Raw genomic sequence first — 15655 nt, 5'->3', positions numbered from 1 at the left:
ACGGCGTGGCCTATCCCCTTTAGTTCAAAGGCCGGCGTAAACGAACTGTTTGCTTAATCGGCAACAATAGCCGTAGGAACCTCCACCGAACCCTTGTAGCAACATCCGGCTTGATACAACGTAGACTTGCGAAACACACTCGGTTTCAGAACTCAATAAGTCTGTCGATACGTTGGGCTGGACGACATGGCGACGATCAACGCAGGACGAAATCCATTGATGCTTTTCCTGCTGGCCGTTGCCGGGGTGAGTATTCTTGTAACTGGCATATGGGTTGGAGAACGGTTCATGCCTTCTTCTGCCTTCTCGAAGCTGAAGACATCGGACTGGTCCCTGCGAGGCGGGACCGACAGTAGCCGGGACGTATCAGACCGCGCCGCAGCTCCGGCGGGTCGAAGAGACAACTTGCCCTCCATCCGCGCCAAACTTGTGCAGGATGCCATCAAGCGGGGTGATTTTGCCACTGCGACGAGGATATCGAGCGATACCCTTGCGGCCAGCCGGGCCAAGATATGGACCTTCTATCCTTTCGATGACTTCATCAAAACCGTTTCCGACCTCAGCGACCCCTCGTTCGAACGCGACCTTTCGGCGTGGGTGGACCATGGCCCCCTCGATCCGCTTCCGCGCCTTGTCCGCGCGCAATATTACTACGATCTCGCATGGTATAAGCGCGGCGACAGATTCAGCACGCAAACGGACAAACAGTCACAAGCAGCCTTTGCGAGCATCCTGAAAAAGGGCATCGCCGATGTCAGCCAGGTTCTGAAGCTCGACCCGACCTCGGCCTACGGCCTGTATTTGCAGGTAAACATGCTCCGTGGTTATGGCGCGACATCACAGCTGAGCGACGCTCTCGACCAGGCGATAGCGGTCTATCCGTCCTACCTGCCGCTATACAAGATCGTCCTCTCAACCCTGCAGCCCAAATGGGGCGGCGATATCAACATGATGTACGAGTTCGTCGAGCGACATAGTGCAAACGCACCGGATGGCTCACCGCTCAAATTGCTGCCGCTGCAGCTCTATCAGTACCTGCTCGAAACGGCCGGAACGACCTGTTACGGCCAGCACGGCGACGCCTATGCGTCCTGCTTTCAGGATTCCATGAAGCAGACCCTTCGGCCGGGTCTGGATGCAGAGGTGGCAAAGGCACTCCGGCAGTTCGGCCAGATGAATGAGTATGAAACGAACGCGGCCGTCAGCGACATCCTGTCGGCGATGATTGCGCAATCGGGCGGAGAATCCTATTCCGGTCGATTGCTGCAGATTGCAGCCGATAGCTATGGGGCCGATCCGCGCTTGGTGGAGACGGACGGCGGCAAGCACAACTTCATCATCGACAAGCTTGTCGCGGGATCCTGGCTCAACAAGAGATTTTATGACAACGCGATCACCAAATACAAGGAAGCCCTGTCGAATATGGAAGCCGCTCCGTTCCCGACGCCGGAGCAGAAAGACATTGCCGTCGCCGATATCCATGAAAGCCTGGCCTGGATCTATTCACGGTATGAACGGCCGACCGAGATGATCGCTTCGGCAAAGGCTGCGCTGGCACTCGACGGCAAGGCCGCCAACCGTATCTATCTGTGTTTCGGCAATTATCAGATCAAGCAATATGATGCGGCACTCGAGGAGTGCTCGCAGATTACGGTCGATCCGCAGAGTGCCGTCGAAGCGCGCTACTGGCGTGGGCTCGTGTATCAGGCCATGAAGAACGATGAAAAGGCCATTGAAGACCTGACCGAAGTTGCGAACTCGCAGGACGACAGGCGCGCGCAGGCAGCGATCGAGCTTTCGATGATCTATTTCAACCGAAAGGACAACAAAGGCGCACTCGACGTTCTCAACAGATATCCCTACCTCTACGATACGGACGTCACCGCCAAGGACAGTGTCGCGGTGAGCTACAACAACCGCTGCTATGCCTATATGGAACTTGGCGAACTGCAGAAGGCGCTGGACGACTGCAACGCCTCGCTTGCAAACGGCAGCATCCCCGACGCTTTCAAGAAAAAGGAAGAGCTTGTCGCACGCCTTTCGCGGTGAGGCTCATCAACGCCCCATCACATCGTCATGACACGCACCGTCAACGAAAGCGGCCTTCCGCTCTTCGTCTTCGCATGGCCGACCCCCGCAGTACAACTACAGCGCATTCTCCAGATCCCCCGCGCAAACACCGGATATACGTCAGCGCCCCTCTATTCCAATCAGGCCTGCAAGCCCTCACCCCGCCTGATTAAACACCGCTTCGATACGATACCCATCCGGATCGACAACAAAGGCCGCGAAGTAGTTCGGCCCATAATGCTGCCTCAGCCCCGGCGCGCCATTGTCGACACCGCCATGTGCAAGTGCCGCCGCATGAAAATCGATGACCGACTGCCGATCCGGTGCCGCAAAGGCGAGATGAAAGCCCGCACCCGGCGCAGCCTGCCTCGCCTCGACCGATTTGATAGCCAGCTTGTCGCCACCGCCGGGTACGCCGTAGCCGACAGCCTGCTCCTCCTCGCCGGGGCGAATATCCTCCCAGACTCGGACATAGCCGAGCGCGCCGAGCGCGGCGTCGTAGAATCTGGCCGAATGTTCGATATCAACCACGCCGAAGGATGCATGATGAAGCATGTCACAGACTTCCCAGTTGCAATCAGCCGTGTAAAGGCGCGATAACAAAGCCCGGCGCAACGGCCGGGCTCTTCATCTCTATCCGCACCTCAGAAGGTCGACGCACCGCTGCCCCAGGGGCCGTGGTGGAAGTCCTTGCCGTCGAGGCGGTCGAAGCCATGGGCGCCGAAGAAGTCGCGCTGCGCCTGGATGAGGTTGGCAGTGCCGCGACCCTGGCGGTAGGCGTCGAAATAGGTCAGTGCCGAAGCCAGCGCCGGAACCGGCAGGCCGGCTGTCATTGCGGCGGTCACGACACGGCGAAGCGCCGGGATCGATTCCTTGACCATGGCCGAGAAGGCCGGAGTGACGATGAGGTTTGCCGCGTCAGGCGCATCGGTAAAGGCCTTGGTAATCTCGTCGAGGAATTGCGAGCGGATAATGCAGCCGGCACGCCAGATCTTGGCGATGGTTGGCATCGGCAGCGACCAGTTGAACTCCTTGGAGGCCTCGGCCATGACGGCAAAGCCCTGCGCATAGGCGCCGATCTTGCCGGCAAACAGCGCCAGCTCCAGATCCTTGTTGAACTCAGGGCCGTAAGCGACTGGGAAGGCAGCGCCGAGATCGCCGAAGATCTTCTGCGCGGCTTCGCGCTGTTCCTTCATTGAGGAGAGGCTGCGGGCGGCGACCGCAGCTTCGATGCCGGTCGCCGGAATACCCATGTTCTGCGCTTCGATCGCCGACCACTTGCCGGTCCCCTTCTGGCCTGCCTTGTCGAGGATCATGTCGACCATCGGCGTCTTGGAGATCGGGTCGGTGGCGGCAAGCACTTTCTCGGAAATCTCGATCAGGTACGAGTTCAGGCGGCCTTTGTTCCACTCGCCGAAAATGCCGGAAATTTCTGCCGCGCTCTTGCCGAGACCATCACGCAGGATGCCGTAGATCTCGGCGATCATCTGCATATCGGCATATTCGATGCCGTTGTGGATCGTCTTGACGAAGTGGCCGGCGCCGTCATTGCCGAGCCAGGCGACGCACGGATCGCCATTGTATTTGGCGGCAATCGAGGTCAGCACCTTTTCGACCCGCTTCCAGGAATCCTCCGTGCCGCCGACCATGATCGACGGGCCGTGGCGGGCACCTTCCTCACCACCGGAAACACCCATGCCGATGAAGGTCAGACCCGTATCCTTGAGGCGGTCAAAGCGGGCGACCGTATCGCGGAAATTGGCATTGCCGGCATCGATCATGATGTCGTTCTTTTCGAGATGCGGGCGCAAAGCCTCCATCTGCTGGTCGACCGGCTCGCCGGCCTTGATCATGATGATGATCGGGCGCGGCGGGCGGATCGCCTCGACGAATTCCTCGATCGTCTTGCAGGGAATAATCTGCTTCTTCAGATCGCCGGCGCTCTCGTAGAATTCATCCGTTTTTTCAGGCGTGCGGTTGAAAACCGCGATCTTGTTGCCTTTTTCCGCAATGTTGAGCGCCAGGTTGGAACCCATGACGGCAAGGCCGATCAGTCCGATTTCTGCCTTTTCCACGACAAACCTCCGATGAGTGAAATGGTGCGATGTTGTGGCACTCTCTCGGCCAAACGGCAAGGTCGCCAACGTCAATTCGGGTCGAAAAAAGGCAGGCGGAACAGGCTTTTCGAATGGAGCGGCAAGCACCATATAATGGGGTTCGGGAGGCCGAAATGACAGTCAGCGCTGCCATGCAAAGCGATATCAAGCCGCTGCTCGCAAACACAGCCGGGCGCTATCGCGAATATACGCCGCCGCCGGCACTTGCCCCGCATTTCCGCTGTCTCTGGTCGCATGAGCTGAGGACGGCAGGCCCTCTCGCCATCGTACCGGACGGCTGTTGCGACCTGCTCCTCGTCGACGACAGCCTCTTCGTAGCCGGTCCAGACCGCACGGCCGCCTTTCCGCCCGTAACGCCAGGGATGCGCATTCTCGGTGCGCGGTTTGCGCCCGGCGCCGGCGCCAGCTGGCTGAAGATCCCGCTCTCGGAAATCATCGGCCTTTCTGTTCCTCTCCGTGACCTTGCGCCCAAAAAGGCCGCCCTCCTTGAACCCCGCCTGTCCGATTCTACGGATCGAGACGGGAAATTCTCGCTCTTCGCCAGCCTGCTGACAGAGCTGGCAAGGTATGAAAGGGAAGCTGACCCCGAAGCCTGCCTGATTTTTGCCGCTGCCGACAGCGGAACGGACCGCATACGGGATCTGCAGCAGAAGCTCGATATCGGCGAGAGGCAGTTGCGCCGCCGAGCCCACCATCATTTTGGCTACGGTATCAAGACACTGGAGCGCGTGCGCCGCCTGCAGCGTTTCATGGCGCTCTGCCAGGCCGATGCGACCCTGCCGCTGGCCGCCCTCGCCCTCGAATCCGGCTTTTCCGACCAGGCGCACATGACCCGCGAGATCGGCGACCTGACGACGTTGACGCCATCCGCCATCGTCGACCAATTGAGCGGCCGCTGACCGTTTCGTTCAAGACGCAGGAAGCAGGCCTGCTAGTCTCGCGCAAAAAGGACAGACCGATGAAAACAATGCCCGCCCGCATCGTCCACATGACGATCAAAAGAGACTGGCGCGATGTTTATGATTTCGCCGGCAGGCCGGAGAACATGCCACTCTGGGCCTCCGGCCTTGCGAGCGGCCTGGAGCCTGATGGCGAGGACTGGATCGCCCACGGCCCGCTCGGCAGCGTCCGGGTAAGTTTCGTGCCGCCGAACGAATTCGGCGTTATCGACCATACCGTCACGATTGAATCGGGTCTTCGCGTCTACAACGCGCTGCGCATCGTGCCGAATGGCGATGGCTGCGAGGTAATGTTCACGCTGCTGCGCCTGCCGGGCATGACCGACGAACAATTCGCCGCCGACGCCGCCCATGTCCAGAAGGATTTGGCAGCTCTGAAATCCATGATGGAGAAATAAAATGTCCAGCAACGACGCTCAAAATGACCGCCGCATCGACTATGTCGAGTTCAACGTGACCGATATCGGCGCGGCCAAAGCCTTTTACGGCACAGCTTTCGGCTGGAGCTTCACCGATTATGGCGAGGACTACTGCGAGTTCAACGACGGAAGGCTGAAGGGCGGCTTCACCACTCTCGGCCCCGTACGCTCATCAGGCGGCCCGCTCGTCATCCTCTATGCCGAAAGGCTGGAAGACGCGCTTGCCGGCGTCGAAAAGGCCGGCGGCACCATAGCAAAGCCGATCACGCCCTTCCCCGGCGGCCGGCGCTTCCATTTTCTCGACAAGGACGGCTACGAGCTAGCCGTCTGGAGCAAAGACTGAGGTCAAGCGCCGGCGTCTGCCGTTGCCGCGGCGCCGAGATTCTGGCCGAGACCCTGGATCGTGATGAGCGCACCCATCACCTTCTTCGCTGCGTCGCGGAGCGGCACCATGCGGCAGCGATTATGGCGTTCATCCCGCTCGTATACGTAGTCCACCGACATACCGCCGAAACAGGCATCGAGCTTTTCCTTCACCCCGTGGGCAAAGCGGTCTTCCCCGATGAATTCGACGATGTGGCGGCCGATCAGCTGCATGGCAGTCTTGCCGAGATGGGCGCAATTGGCGGAATTGGAATACAGGTAGCGGTAATCCTTCGTCAGCACCGCCACACGGTCCGGCAACGTCTGCAGGATCGCCGCATTGAGGAATTGCCCATTATCGGTATCGGGAATATAGGCGGGCGGCTGCCTGAGCTTCATGTCTGCCGTCAGCGGCCCGCGCCAGTCCGGCCCATGAGCGCCGAAATATCGGTCGAGCAAATAGGAGAGTACAGCGGCATATTGCGTCACGAAAGCACCGTCATCGGCATCCTGGCCGATGAGATAGCTTATAAATTGAAGCTGCATATAGACTTCGATGAGACTGGACGCCCTACAGGCGAGGATTGCCTCGACCAGCGGCTGAATATCGCGGTCGAGCGCCTCCACACGCTCATCATCCCCTAGCCTTATCGCTTCCTCGATCTGCACGCAGCGCAAGGAAAAGGCCCTGAACAACTCAAGCAAGATACCTCCATATCCATTTCCTGAGAAACGTTCCGAAACCGGTCGAAGGCCTATGCTTAATGAAAGATTACGCCTTACGGTAGGCACTTTGCGCGCTCTAGTAGAGACGCATAACATGAACTCTGCTCATTTTCAACCAAAGCGTACCTGTCGCTTTTCACCGATTACAAATCAGGAGCAAAATCTTACAGGCAGAAGTTTATAGGCTGACGGAACGTTTAATATCCCAGCGGTCATGATACCACAACCACTGGGCGGGGTATTGGCGTACCCAGCTCTCCACCTTGTCGTTCATCATCTGCGCCGTGGCGGGAAGATCAAGATTGCCCTTTTCGTCGCGCGGCATCTCCAGCTTCGGTTCGATCTCCAGCCGGTAGCGATTGCCGGGAAGACGGATGCAGCGAGCAGGATAGACCTCGCAATTGAACTGGCGCACCAGCTTCGGCAACAGCGGATTGGTCTTGGTCTCGATGCCGAAGAACGTCGTCTTTAACCCGCGGCCGAACTTCTGGTCGACCAGCACTCCGACCCCCTGCCCGGCTTCGAGCTGGCGCGCCAGCGCAAAGGAGGAGCCGGCATGCGAAGGCACCAGCTTGCCCATGCGGCCGCTGCGGAAATCGAAGACTTTCTGCGCCACATACGGATTGTTCGGCGGGCGGAAGAGCACGGTGACGCTGAGGCCGAAGGCATTACCGGCAACTGGCAGCAGCTCGAAATTGCCCGTATGACCGGTGAAGACGATGAAAGGGCGTGGATTGTCGCGCAGCTCCAGGAAGATCGGAATACCGGATACTTCCACCCTGCCCGGCTTGTCGCTCTCGGGATCGAAATCGAAAAGCTGGTCCAGGAAGACATACTCGGCCGCAAGCCGGCCCATATTGCCCCAGCTCTCGAGCGCAATCTCTTGCAGCTCCGCTTCGCTCTTTTCCGGGAAAGCCCGGCGCAGATTGTAGAGCATCAGCTTATGGCGCTTCAGCCGCCGGCCAATCTGGCGCGTCATCCAGTCGGCAAAGCGCATAGCGCCATCGGCAGGAAAGAGTTTCAGGAAGTTCAGGAAGCCGAACATCAGCTGCGCCGCCAGCCATTGCTGGAAATGCCTGAGCGCCAGAACGATCCTGGTGACGAAAAGCTTCAACCCGATCAGTCCATCTTCAGGATGATCTTGCCGAAGATCTGGCGGCCTTCCATGCGCTCCAGTGCGCGGTCGATGTCGTCAAACCCGACTTCGGTATCGATGACGGGATGAACGAGGCCGCGGCCCATCTTCTGCATGGCGTCGGCCATGTTCTCCATGCGGCAGCCGAAGGAACCCAGCAGCTTCAGCTGCTGTTGGAAGAGCATCATCAGGTTCATCTCGGTCGAGACACCCGAGGTCGAGCCGCAGGTGACGAGACGCCCGCCGCGCTTCATGGAGAGCATGGAGCCGGCCCAGGTATCCTTGCCCACATGTTCGAAGACGACATCGACGCCCTTCTTCTTGGTGAGCTTACGCACCACGCCTTCGAAACGGTCGGTGCGGTAGTTGATGACGTGATCAGCGCCGAGCGCCTTGGCCTTCTCGATCTTGTCGTCGGAACCGACCGTGGTAATTACGGTGCAGCCGATCTTCTTGGCAAGCTGGATTGCCGCCGTACCGATGCCGGAACCTCCGGCATGCACGAGGATCGTTTCGCCGGGCTCGAGCTTGGCATTGTCGAAGAGCATATGCTCGACTGTGCCGAACGTGACGGGCGCAAGTGCTGCGCCGATCGCATCGACACCGGGAGGAGCCGGAACCAACAGGCGCGCCGGCAGGTTCACCTTCTCCTGCGCAAAACCGTCGAGATGGAAGCCGTGCACGCCGGAGACATGTTCACAGAGATTGTCACGGCCTTCGCGGCAGGGACGGCAGAGGCCGCAGGTGCGCGCGCCATAGATCGACACAAGCTGACCGGGCAGCACGTTGGCCACGCCCGGGCCGATCGCTTCGACCACGCCGGAGGCTTCCGCACCGATGACGAGCGGCATCTTGCGCTTGGCGAAAGCCATGCCGCGCCAGCCCCAGACATCGATATGATTCAGCGCAACCGCCTTGACGCGCAGCGTCACTTCGCCGGCGGCCGGTGCATCCGGTTCCGGCAGGTCGGTGATCTCAAGCTTGCGGTCATCGATCAGTTGCAGCGCGCGCATGATGTATAGTTCTTTCTTCTACGTGGATGGTCGTCATGCTTGGGCATTGTCCCGAGCATCTGCCAGCGGTCATCCGGTGACGCAGGTAGATCCTCGGGACAAGCCCGAGGATAACGTCAAAAACCACTTCGTCCCAAAATCAAGGAGGGTCTCTAAGCCGGTTCGAGCGCCATGACAAGGCTGGCGTTCTGTCCGCCGAAACCGAAGGAGTTGGAAAGCACGGCCGAAACCTGGGCTTCCCGCTTCCTGTTCGGCACGACATCGAGAACGATCGACGGATCCGGGTTGTTGTAGTTGATCGTCGGCGGCAGCGTGCCAGTCAGCATCGTCTGCAGCGAGAAGACCGCCTCGACGGCACCGGCTGCCGTCAGCGTGTGGCCGATCATCGACTTGTTGGAGGAGACCGGAATGCCGACCAGCTTTTCGCCGAAAACCGCAGACATGGAGCCATATTCCATCTTGTCGTTTTCGGGCGTCGAGGTGCCGTGGGCGTTGATATAGCCGATATCGTCCTCGCCCATGCCGGCATCGGCAAGGGCTGCGCGGATCGTCGCGATCGCCGGGCCGCCGTCGGGCGACGAGCGCGTGCGGTGGAAGCTGTCGGCCTTGTCGCCCGCGCCCTTCATGATGCCGAGCACCTTGGCACCGCGGGCAATTGCCGATTCCAGAGATTCCAGCACCAAGGTCGCAGCACCCTCGGCAATGACGAAACCATCGCGATCCTTGCTGAAGGGCTTAGAAGCCTTGGTCGGAGAATCGTTCTGCGTCGAAAGCGCCGACAGCAGGGAGAAGCGGATCAACGCTTCCGCACTCAGCGAACCATCAGTCGCAACCGTCAGCGCCCGCTCGGTGCGGCCTTGGCGGATCGCCTCGATGCCGAGCTGGATCGCTGTCACACCCGATGCACAGGCGGTCGAGAGTGTCACCGGCAGGCCGCGCGTCCCGAAACGATCGGAGAGACGTTCGGAGATCGCGCCGAAGAGTGCGGCTTCATGGAAGGCCGGATCGGGGCGCTGCCGCATGGCAGCTAAAAACCGCTCGTAGGCATCGCCCGGATGGTCGGCGCCCGGCGAACGGTCGGCAAGCTCGAAACGGGCGCTCCATTCCGGCTCGATCGGCGGGGCTGCCAGAAACAGCGGGCCGTTAAAATCACCCGATATATCGGCATCGGCAAGCGCTTCGATGGTCGTCTCGCGGGCAAACGCATAGGAGCGCTCGACAGCGTTCGGCACAGGGATGTCGATGAAGTCGACTGTGCCGGCAATGCGCGTCGAAAGCCCCTCGGTCGGGAAACGGCTGATCTCGTGGATGCCTGATGTGCCGGACGAAAGAGCCGCCCAATTGTCCTTCAAACCCTGACCGAGCGAGGTGATGATGCCCATGCCTGTGACCGCAACGATCGGCCGGCCGAGATGATCCCTGTAAGCGGACGCTGTCATTTCAGTCACTCCTCACGCTTCTGCCGAGAGAACGGCGACACCTTCGCCGCGCTGATGTCCGACGGTCGTTACGACGGCGGCCTTAGTGCCCGCCTTCATCGGCGCTTCATGCGCGGCATCGAAAGGCGGAACCTTGGCCTTCGTATCGACGGCAAGGGCTGCGAATGCGAGGCCAAGCGTGAACTGCGCCTCGATCGTATGGCCGGAAACGCCGCCGAAGCCCCGGATCGCAGCACCGGGAAGCTGATGCTCCAGCACCGCCTTTTCACGGGCCGCAAGCTCATGCATGCCGGTCGAACCGGAAAAGATCGCGGTGGTTTCTGCCGCGAGGTCGGCGGCAGGCTTCAGAAGCCGCTCCATGCGTTTTTCAAAATTGCCGGCACCCCGATTGCCGCGGTCGCCTTCGACGGCAGCGATTGTCGCATAGATATGCGCGCCGCGCGCTTCGGCATGGTTGCGCGATTCCAGCACCAGGAAGGCGCCGGCTGAACCGGTGATCATGCCGCCGCCTTCAAGCCCGGAGCGAGACCAGAGCGGCGCCCACTCGCCGCGCGTATGCGCGCCGATTGCTTCCGTCAGCAGGATCATGTCAGGACGCTCGGCGGCAAAGGCGCCGCCGACGAGTGCATGGGTGGATTCACCTGATTTGATGCGCCAGAAAGCAGTCTCGACGGCCGAAACGCCGGACGCTTCCTCGCCCATGAAGGTGCGCGAGGAGCCGGTCACCTTGTGAACGATGGAGATATTGCCGGCAAGCAGGTTGGAAAGCTGCGCCAGGAACAACGTGGGGCGCAGCTCGGTCGTCAGCTTCTCGTTGAGCAGCAGCTCGCGATCGTTGCGCTTCAGGCCCTCGTCGACGATCAGCGTATCGACATTGATGTCGCGCTCGCCGCCGCCGGCCGCCACGATCATGTCCATCGTGCCGCAAGCTTCGAGATTATCCTTGAAACCGGCATCGTCGAGCGCCAGACCGGCGGCGAACACACCGATGCGCTGCCAGTTTTCCATCTGGCGCTGATCGCCGCGCTTGGCGATCTGCTGCGACCAGTCGATCTCCGGCAGCGGATGAACCGGATAGGGTTTGAATTTGTCCGTCTCAACGACAGGCTTCGGCGTGGCATCCGCGGTCAGGAGCGCGATATGCGCATCCTTGCCGACACCCTGACAGGTCACGATGCCGACACCGGTAATCACGACGTCATTGGCGGCCTTGCTCATCTACTCACTCCCCTGGGGCTTGGCCCCCTGCTGAGCGACGGCAGCCATCAGGCCCACCTCTTCAGCACGTTTCCTAACTATATCGCCAAGCGGAATCTCGCTGAAAGGCATAGTGCGCAATTTGAGCTGCGCGTCGCAAACCTTCTTGCCGCCGCTGGTGATCTTTGCCTTGGTGACGGCAAAACCGGAACCGTCATGTTCGAGGAAGGCCTCGATGTCGAGCACCGCTTCCGGCTCGACAAAAGTGCGCATCTTGGCGCCATCGACCGACATCAGAAAGGGCATGGAGGTAAAATCGGTAGCGGCGAGCACGAGCATGCCGGAGGCCTGCGCCATGGTTTCGATGAGAAGCACGCCGGGGACGAGCGGCATGCCCGGGAAATGCCCTTCGAAAACGGGGCTCTTGGCCGGCACGACCGAGCGCGCAGTAAGCGTGCGCTTCTCAAGGTCCACCGCCTCGACGCGGTCAATCATCTGGAAATATTCCAGCAGCATCAGTCTTCTCCGGCGCGACGGGCAAAAGCCCATCGGAAGGCCTACTTAGGAACAAAATCGCCCGGCCGCCATATCAACGGCGGCAGGGCGTGAAAAAAACACGGTTATGTTGCTTCAAGCCTTTGCTGCGCGCAACTCGTCGATCTTGGCGCAGAGGTTCTTCAGCACGAAATATTCCTCGGTGGAAACCTTGCCCTCGTTGACTTCCTGCGTCCACTTCTCGAGCGGAATCTTGATGCCGAATTCCTTGTCGATGGCGAAAACGATATCGAGGAAGTCGAGGCTGTCGATACCGAGGTCGTCGATCGTGTGGCTTTCCGGCGTGATCGTTGCGCGGTCGATCTCGCTGGTTTCAGCAATGATATCGGCAACTTTATCGAATGTAGCGGTCACTCGCTCTACCTCTTGGAAATGAAGATTCTCCCCCTCATAGGCAAATCCATTTCAAAAGCCAATGCTTTCGTCCCGGTTGCAAGCCAATTTGGCGGGAAAGTGTTGCTTAAACAGCAATGGAATGGCGCCTTTTGGCCCGCCACAGATAGGCATCGAAGCGCCAGGCGATCACCCGGCTAAGAGCTTTTCCGGCTTCGGCGACGGCAAGGTCCCCCCTCGACGGCGTTGAGACCGTCCTCCCCCTGGACTCCAATGTCGCGCGTCTTCGATATCGGCAGCGAGTTTGATCTGGATCAAATTGGCATCGCGTCGAAATTGATAAAGATCAAGACGCAACGCAAGAAATAGGGATAGATGACGACAGAGCCGAGGCGTAAGACGCATGCAGGCCATATCGTCGGATTGGGGCATCGAATATGGATATCGCGCGCAATGAAGATCCTGACGTTACCATTCCGGCAACCTGCCGCGTGTGCGAGGCGCGTCATGGCGTTGTTTGCAGCGCACTGACATCAGCGCAACTGCGCGAACTCTGCAGGCGTTCGACGCGCCGCAAGCTCGACGCCGGCTGCGAGATCGTTGCTCAGGGCGAAGATGTCTCCTCCTATTCCAACATCATGAATGGCGTGGTGAAGCTCTGCAAGGTGATGCCGGATGGACGCCAGCAGATCGTCGGCCTCCAATTCGCCCCCGATTTCATCGGTCGCCCCTTCGTGCCCGAGAGCACACTGTCAGCCGAAGCGGCCACGCCGACGGAAATCTGCGTCTTCCCGCGCCGCCTGCTCGACCGGATGATAGCGGAGACGCCGGAACTGCAGCATAACCTGCATGTCCAGGCGCTCAAGGAGCTTGATGGGGCACGGGAGTGGATGCTGACGCTCGGCCGCCGCACGGCCCAGGAAAAGGTCGCCAGCCTTCTTCATCTCATCGCAACGCATACCGAGCCGGAAACGACCTGCAGCACGGCTTTCGACCTGCCGCTCTCACGCGCCGAGATCGCCGATTTCCTGGGGCTGACGATCGAAACCGTCAGCCGCCAGATGACCAAGCTGCGCAAGCAGGGTGTCATCCGGATCGAGAACAGCCGTCACATTACGGTTCCGGATATGGATGAGCTGGAGCGCCTGGTCACCGCGTGATGGGGTCACCGCGTGATGACGACGCGCGTATTGGCGAGACCGTTTTCTTGGGTCATCGAGAAGAATTCAGCGGCATTGGCCGGGTCGAGCCGTACGCAGCCATGCGAGGCCGGCGTACCCAGCCGCTTGCGTTCGAACGTTGCGTGCACGGCATAACCCCCGTTGAAAAACACGGCGTACGGCATTGGCGCATTGTCGTATTTCTTCGAGCGATGATCGCGCGACAGCCATTTGGCGCTCCACGAACCGGTCGGCGTAAAGTAACCCTTGCGCGCCGTCGAGACCTTCCAGCGATATTTCACCCAGCCGTTCTCTGTAACGGTCATCGTCTGCTTGCTGAGGCTGATATTGGCGACAAGCGTAGCTGCCCTGGCTGCGTCGGGAGAAAACTGCAGCAACAATACCGCGGTCGCAGCCGCAAACAACGTCTTCATAGTATCCCCTCGGTGGAACTCTAAAGGCTTTTTCGCCCAACAGGAGAAGAGACTACGGCAATACTGCGTATTTTGCTTTAACTCGAATGGTAATCACATTTTTAACGAGAACAGGCTGGTTGCGGCACGCGAAGTCACTCCGGAAACCCGGCTTTGCGGTAACCATCGACGAAATGCGCAAGTGTTGCAGCGTCACGAAACGGCTCCGTTTCGGCCCAATGGCTGATCGAAAATTGCGGATTGGCGACAAGGAACAGCTCGGCCTCCGCGCGTGCCTCGTCAAACCGGCCGAGCTGCGCAAGACCGGCCGCCAGGAAGCGGCGTGAGCTCGTACGATAAGTTTCCTCCCGATGCAGCGTCTCGATGACGGCCTTATAGTCACGGGCAGCATATTGCGCCTGGCCAAGTGTCAGATAATACCAGCTGGCCGGAAACGGGTTCAGCCGGAAGCCTTTGCCGATATGCTGAAGACCTTCGTCAATCCGACCGGCGAGCACGGCGATATCAGACATAGCCGCCCAGGTATCGGCCTCGTTCGGGTCGAGTTCGATGGCTTTTTCAAATTCCGCATCGGCCTCGGCGAAATGGCGCGCGTAGGCGAGCAGATAAGCCAGAACCCAGCGGCAGCCCGCAGCGTTGGGATCGAGCGCCACAGCCTTGCGCGCCAATTCCAGCGCCCTGTCGCGATCCGCCTCCGATGGCCCGCCGCTATGCACCCAGCCCATCCAGTAGTTGAGCGCAAGCCAGCGATAAGGCTCGGCATAATCGGGATCGAGGGCAATGGCCCGCGTCAGCATCAACTGCGTTTCTTTGGCACTTTGAGGCGCATCGTCCATCAGCGTACGCGCCCGCACGCAAAGATCATAGGCTTCGAAGTTCTTCGGCCGATTGCGTGGCGGCGGCGGACGCAGTCGGCCAAGCAGCGCCTCGACGATTCTGCCTGTCACCTCGTCCTGAACCGCAAATATATCGTCCAGGCTGCGATCATAACGCTCCGCCCAGAGATGCTCGCCGGTCAGCGCATCGACCAGCCGGGCATTGATGCGCACGCGCCCGCCCGCCCGCCTGGCGCTGCCGTCGAGCAGGTAGCGCACGCCAAGTTCCTCGGCGATATCGCGCACATCCACCGCCTTGCCCTTATAGGCAAAGGCCGAATTGCGAGCGATGACGAACAGGCCCGATACGCGCGAAAGATCGGTGATCAGATCCTCAGTCAGGCCATCGGCAAAGAAATCCTGCTCTGGATCGCTGCCAATGAAGGGTAGCACCGCAATCGATGGCTTGTCCGGCAGCGGCAGCGATTTTCGCTTCGCACCGGCAAGCTGCCTGACTGTCCCCCTAAAGCGATAGCCGATACGCGGAAACGTGGAGATCCACTCCCCGCCATCCTCGGCCGCCCCCAGCAGCTTGCGCAGCTGCGCGATCTGGACGGTGAGATTGCCCTCCTCCACCGCCATCCTCGGCCAGGCCGCATCCATCAACTCGGCCTTGCCGAGGATTTCGCCGGGGCGCGCAACGAGTGCGGCGAGCAGCTTTATCCCGCGATGGCCAACGCCAATGGGATTATCATCCCGAAGCAGCGTCCCCGCCTCCAGATCAAGCACAAACGGACCAAAGGCGAAGCGCGCTCCCTGCATGGCGCGCATCCTAGAGATTTTCAGGTTCGGTTGAAACCTTGTCGGCGATAATGCCGCAATAGCCTGCCCGTTTCCTGCGCATCCCGCATGGCATCGCG

At 60.0% G+C, this 15655-nt stretch carries 16 protein-coding genes; 5 read left to right on the top strand and 11 right to left on the bottom strand.

What is annotated here, in order from left to right; all coding sequences use genetic code 11:
• The first annotated feature begins 288 nt into the window (after positions 1-288).
• A complete protein-coding gene (locus FHX15_RS03680; protein ID WP_184393755.1) occupies positions 289-2049 on the top strand; it encodes a tetratricopeptide repeat protein in 1761 nt (586 codons plus the stop codon).
• A 177-nt stretch (positions 2050-2226) separates the two neighbouring features.
• On the opposite strand, the gene FHX15_RS03675 is transcribed toward FHX15_RS03680, so the two are convergent.
• Together FHX15_RS03675 and gndA are read right to left on the bottom strand one after the other, a co-directional pair.
• Positions 2227-2625, bottom strand: coding sequence for a VOC family protein (locus FHX15_RS03675; protein ID WP_184393753.1), 399 nt, complete (start codon positions 2623-2625; stop codon positions 2227-2229).
• An 89-nt stretch (positions 2626-2714) separates the two neighbouring features.
• On the bottom strand, positions 2715-4145 hold the full coding sequence (gene gndA / locus FHX15_RS03670) for an NADP-dependent phosphogluconate dehydrogenase (protein ID WP_184393752.1): 1431 nt from the start codon (positions 4143-4145) through the stop codon (positions 2715-2717).
• Between the two features lie 155 nt (positions 4146-4300).
• Here gndA and FHX15_RS03665 point away from each other — a divergent pair, with 155 nt between their 5' ends.
• From FHX15_RS03665 to FHX15_RS03655, 3 genes are read left to right on the top strand one after another with little or no spacing between them, the layout of a single operon-like run.
• Positions 4301-5086, top strand: a complete 786-nt coding sequence (locus FHX15_RS03665) for a DUF6597 domain-containing transcriptional factor (RefSeq protein WP_184393751.1) — start codon at positions 4301-4303, stop codon at positions 5084-5086.
• 59 nt (positions 5087-5145) lie between these two features.
• A complete protein-coding gene (locus tag FHX15_RS03660) occupies positions 5146-5544 on the top strand; it encodes an SRPBCC family protein (protein WP_184393750.1) in 399 nt (132 codons plus the stop codon).
• A gap of 1 nt (position 5545) precedes the next feature.
• Positions 5546-5908 carry a VOC family protein gene (locus FHX15_RS03655; protein ID WP_184393749.1) on the top strand — a complete coding sequence of 121 codons (363 nt, stop codon included), beginning with the start codon at positions 5546-5548 and terminating at the stop codon, positions 5906-5908.
• Positions 5909-5910: 2 nt separating this feature from the next.
• Here the strand turns inward: FHX15_RS03655 and FHX15_RS03650 are convergent, their stop codons facing one another.
• The 7 genes from FHX15_RS03650 to FHX15_RS03620 form a co-directional block, all read right to left on the bottom strand.
• Positions 5911-6633 carry a PAS domain-containing protein gene (locus FHX15_RS03650; RefSeq protein WP_184393748.1) on the bottom strand — a complete coding sequence of 241 codons (723 nt, stop codon included), beginning with the start codon at positions 6631-6633 and terminating at the stop codon, positions 5911-5913.
• A gap of 199 nt (positions 6634-6832) precedes the next feature.
• A complete protein-coding gene (locus FHX15_RS03645) occupies positions 6833-7768 on the bottom strand; it encodes a lipid A biosynthesis lauroyl acyltransferase (RefSeq protein ID WP_184393747.1) in 936 nt (311 codons plus the stop codon).
• A 5-nt stretch (positions 7769-7773) separates the two neighbouring features.
• Positions 7774-8802, bottom strand: coding sequence for a zinc-binding dehydrogenase (locus tag FHX15_RS03640; protein ID WP_184393746.1), 1029 nt, complete (start codon positions 8800-8802; stop codon positions 7774-7776).
• Between the two features lie 152 nt (positions 8803-8954).
• A complete protein-coding gene (locus FHX15_RS03635) occupies positions 8955-10241 on the bottom strand; it encodes a beta-ketoacyl-ACP synthase (protein WP_184393745.1) in 1287 nt (428 codons plus the stop codon).
• Positions 10242-10253: 12 nt separating this feature from the next.
• Positions 10254-11459 carry a beta-ketoacyl-ACP synthase gene (locus tag FHX15_RS03630; RefSeq protein WP_184393743.1) on the bottom strand — a complete coding sequence of 402 codons (1206 nt, stop codon included), beginning with the start codon at positions 11457-11459 and terminating at the stop codon, positions 10254-10256.
• Positions 11460-11954 (bottom strand): 3-hydroxyacyl-ACP dehydratase FabZ family protein, encoded by a 495-nt coding sequence (locus tag FHX15_RS03625; protein WP_184393741.1) that lies wholly within the window; start codon positions 11952-11954, stop codon positions 11460-11462.
• A gap of 114 nt (positions 11955-12068) precedes the next feature.
• The gene (locus tag FHX15_RS03620) at positions 12069-12347 is read right to left on the bottom strand and encodes an acyl carrier protein (protein WP_007814022.1); all 279 of its coding nucleotides are present in this window, start codon (positions 12345-12347) and stop codon (positions 12069-12071) included.
• Between the two features lie 416 nt (positions 12348-12763).
• Here FHX15_RS03620 and FHX15_RS03615 point away from each other — a divergent pair, with 416 nt between their 5' ends.
• Positions 12764-13486, top strand: coding sequence for a Crp/Fnr family transcriptional regulator (locus FHX15_RS03615; RefSeq protein WP_184393739.1), 723 nt, complete (start codon positions 12764-12766; stop codon positions 13484-13486).
• Positions 13487-13491: 5 nt separating this feature from the next.
• Here FHX15_RS03615 and FHX15_RS03610 read toward each other — a convergent pair whose 3' ends face one another.
• Both FHX15_RS03610 and FHX15_RS03605 read right to left on the bottom strand, forming a co-directional pair.
• On the bottom strand, positions 13492-13920 hold the full coding sequence (locus FHX15_RS03610; RefSeq protein ID WP_184393737.1) for a L,D-transpeptidase: 429 nt from the start codon (positions 13918-13920) through the stop codon (positions 13492-13494).
• A gap of 134 nt (positions 13921-14054) precedes the next feature.
• Entirely contained in the window at positions 14055-15557 is a 1503-nt protein-coding gene (locus FHX15_RS03605) for a winged helix-turn-helix domain-containing tetratricopeptide repeat protein (RefSeq protein ID WP_184393735.1), read from the bottom strand.
• Positions 15558-15655: the final 98 nt, after the last annotated feature.

Origin of the sequence: Rhizobium sp. BK650, assembly GCF_014195325.1 — a bacterium.
Lineage (GTDB): Bacteria > Pseudomonadota > Alphaproteobacteria > Rhizobiales > Rhizobiaceae > Rhizobium.
This window is presented reverse-complemented; position numbering and strand designations above follow the sequence as displayed.

Coding starts and splice junctions, on each gene's coding strand:
- FHX15_RS03680 (WP_184393755.1), top strand. CDS start 289: ATGCCTTCTTCTGCCTTCTCGAAGCTGAAGACATCGGACTGGTCCCTG.
- FHX15_RS03675 (WP_184393753.1), bottom strand. CDS start 2,625: ATGCTTCATCATGCATCCTTCGGCGTGGTTGATATCGAACATTCGGCC.
- FHX15_RS03665 (WP_184393751.1), top strand. CDS start 4,301: ATGACAGTCAGCGCTGCCATGCAAAGCGATATCAAGCCGCTGCTCGCA.
- FHX15_RS03660 (WP_184393750.1), top strand. CDS start 5,146: ATGAAAACAATGCCCGCCCGCATCGTCCACATGACGATCAAAAGAGAC.
- FHX15_RS03655 (WP_184393749.1), top strand. CDS start 5,546: ATGTCCAGCAACGACGCTCAAAATGACCGCCGCATCGACTATGTCGAG.
- FHX15_RS03640 (WP_184393746.1), bottom strand. CDS start 8,802: ATGCGCGCGCTGCAACTGATCGATGACCGCAAGCTTGAGATCACCGAC.
- FHX15_RS03635 (WP_184393745.1), bottom strand. CDS start 10,241: ATGACAGCGTCCGCTTACAGGGATCATCTCGGCCGGCCGATCGTTGCG.
- FHX15_RS03630 (WP_184393743.1), bottom strand. CDS start 11,459: ATGAGCAAGGCCGCCAATGACGTCGTGATTACCGGTGTCGGCATCGTG.
- FHX15_RS03625 (WP_184393741.1), bottom strand. CDS start 11,954: ATGCTGCTGGAATATTTCCAGATGATTGACCGCGTCGAGGCGGTGGAC.
- FHX15_RS03615 (WP_184393739.1), top strand. CDS start 12,764: ATGGATATCGCGCGCAATGAAGATCCTGACGTTACCATTCCGGCAACC.
- FHX15_RS03610 (WP_184393737.1), bottom strand. CDS start 13,920: ATGAAGACGTTGTTTGCGGCTGCGACCGCGGTATTGTTGCTGCAGTTT.
- FHX15_RS03605 (WP_184393735.1), bottom strand. CDS start 15,557: ATGCAGGGAGCGCGCTTCGCCTTTGGTCCGTTTGTGCTTGATCTGGAG.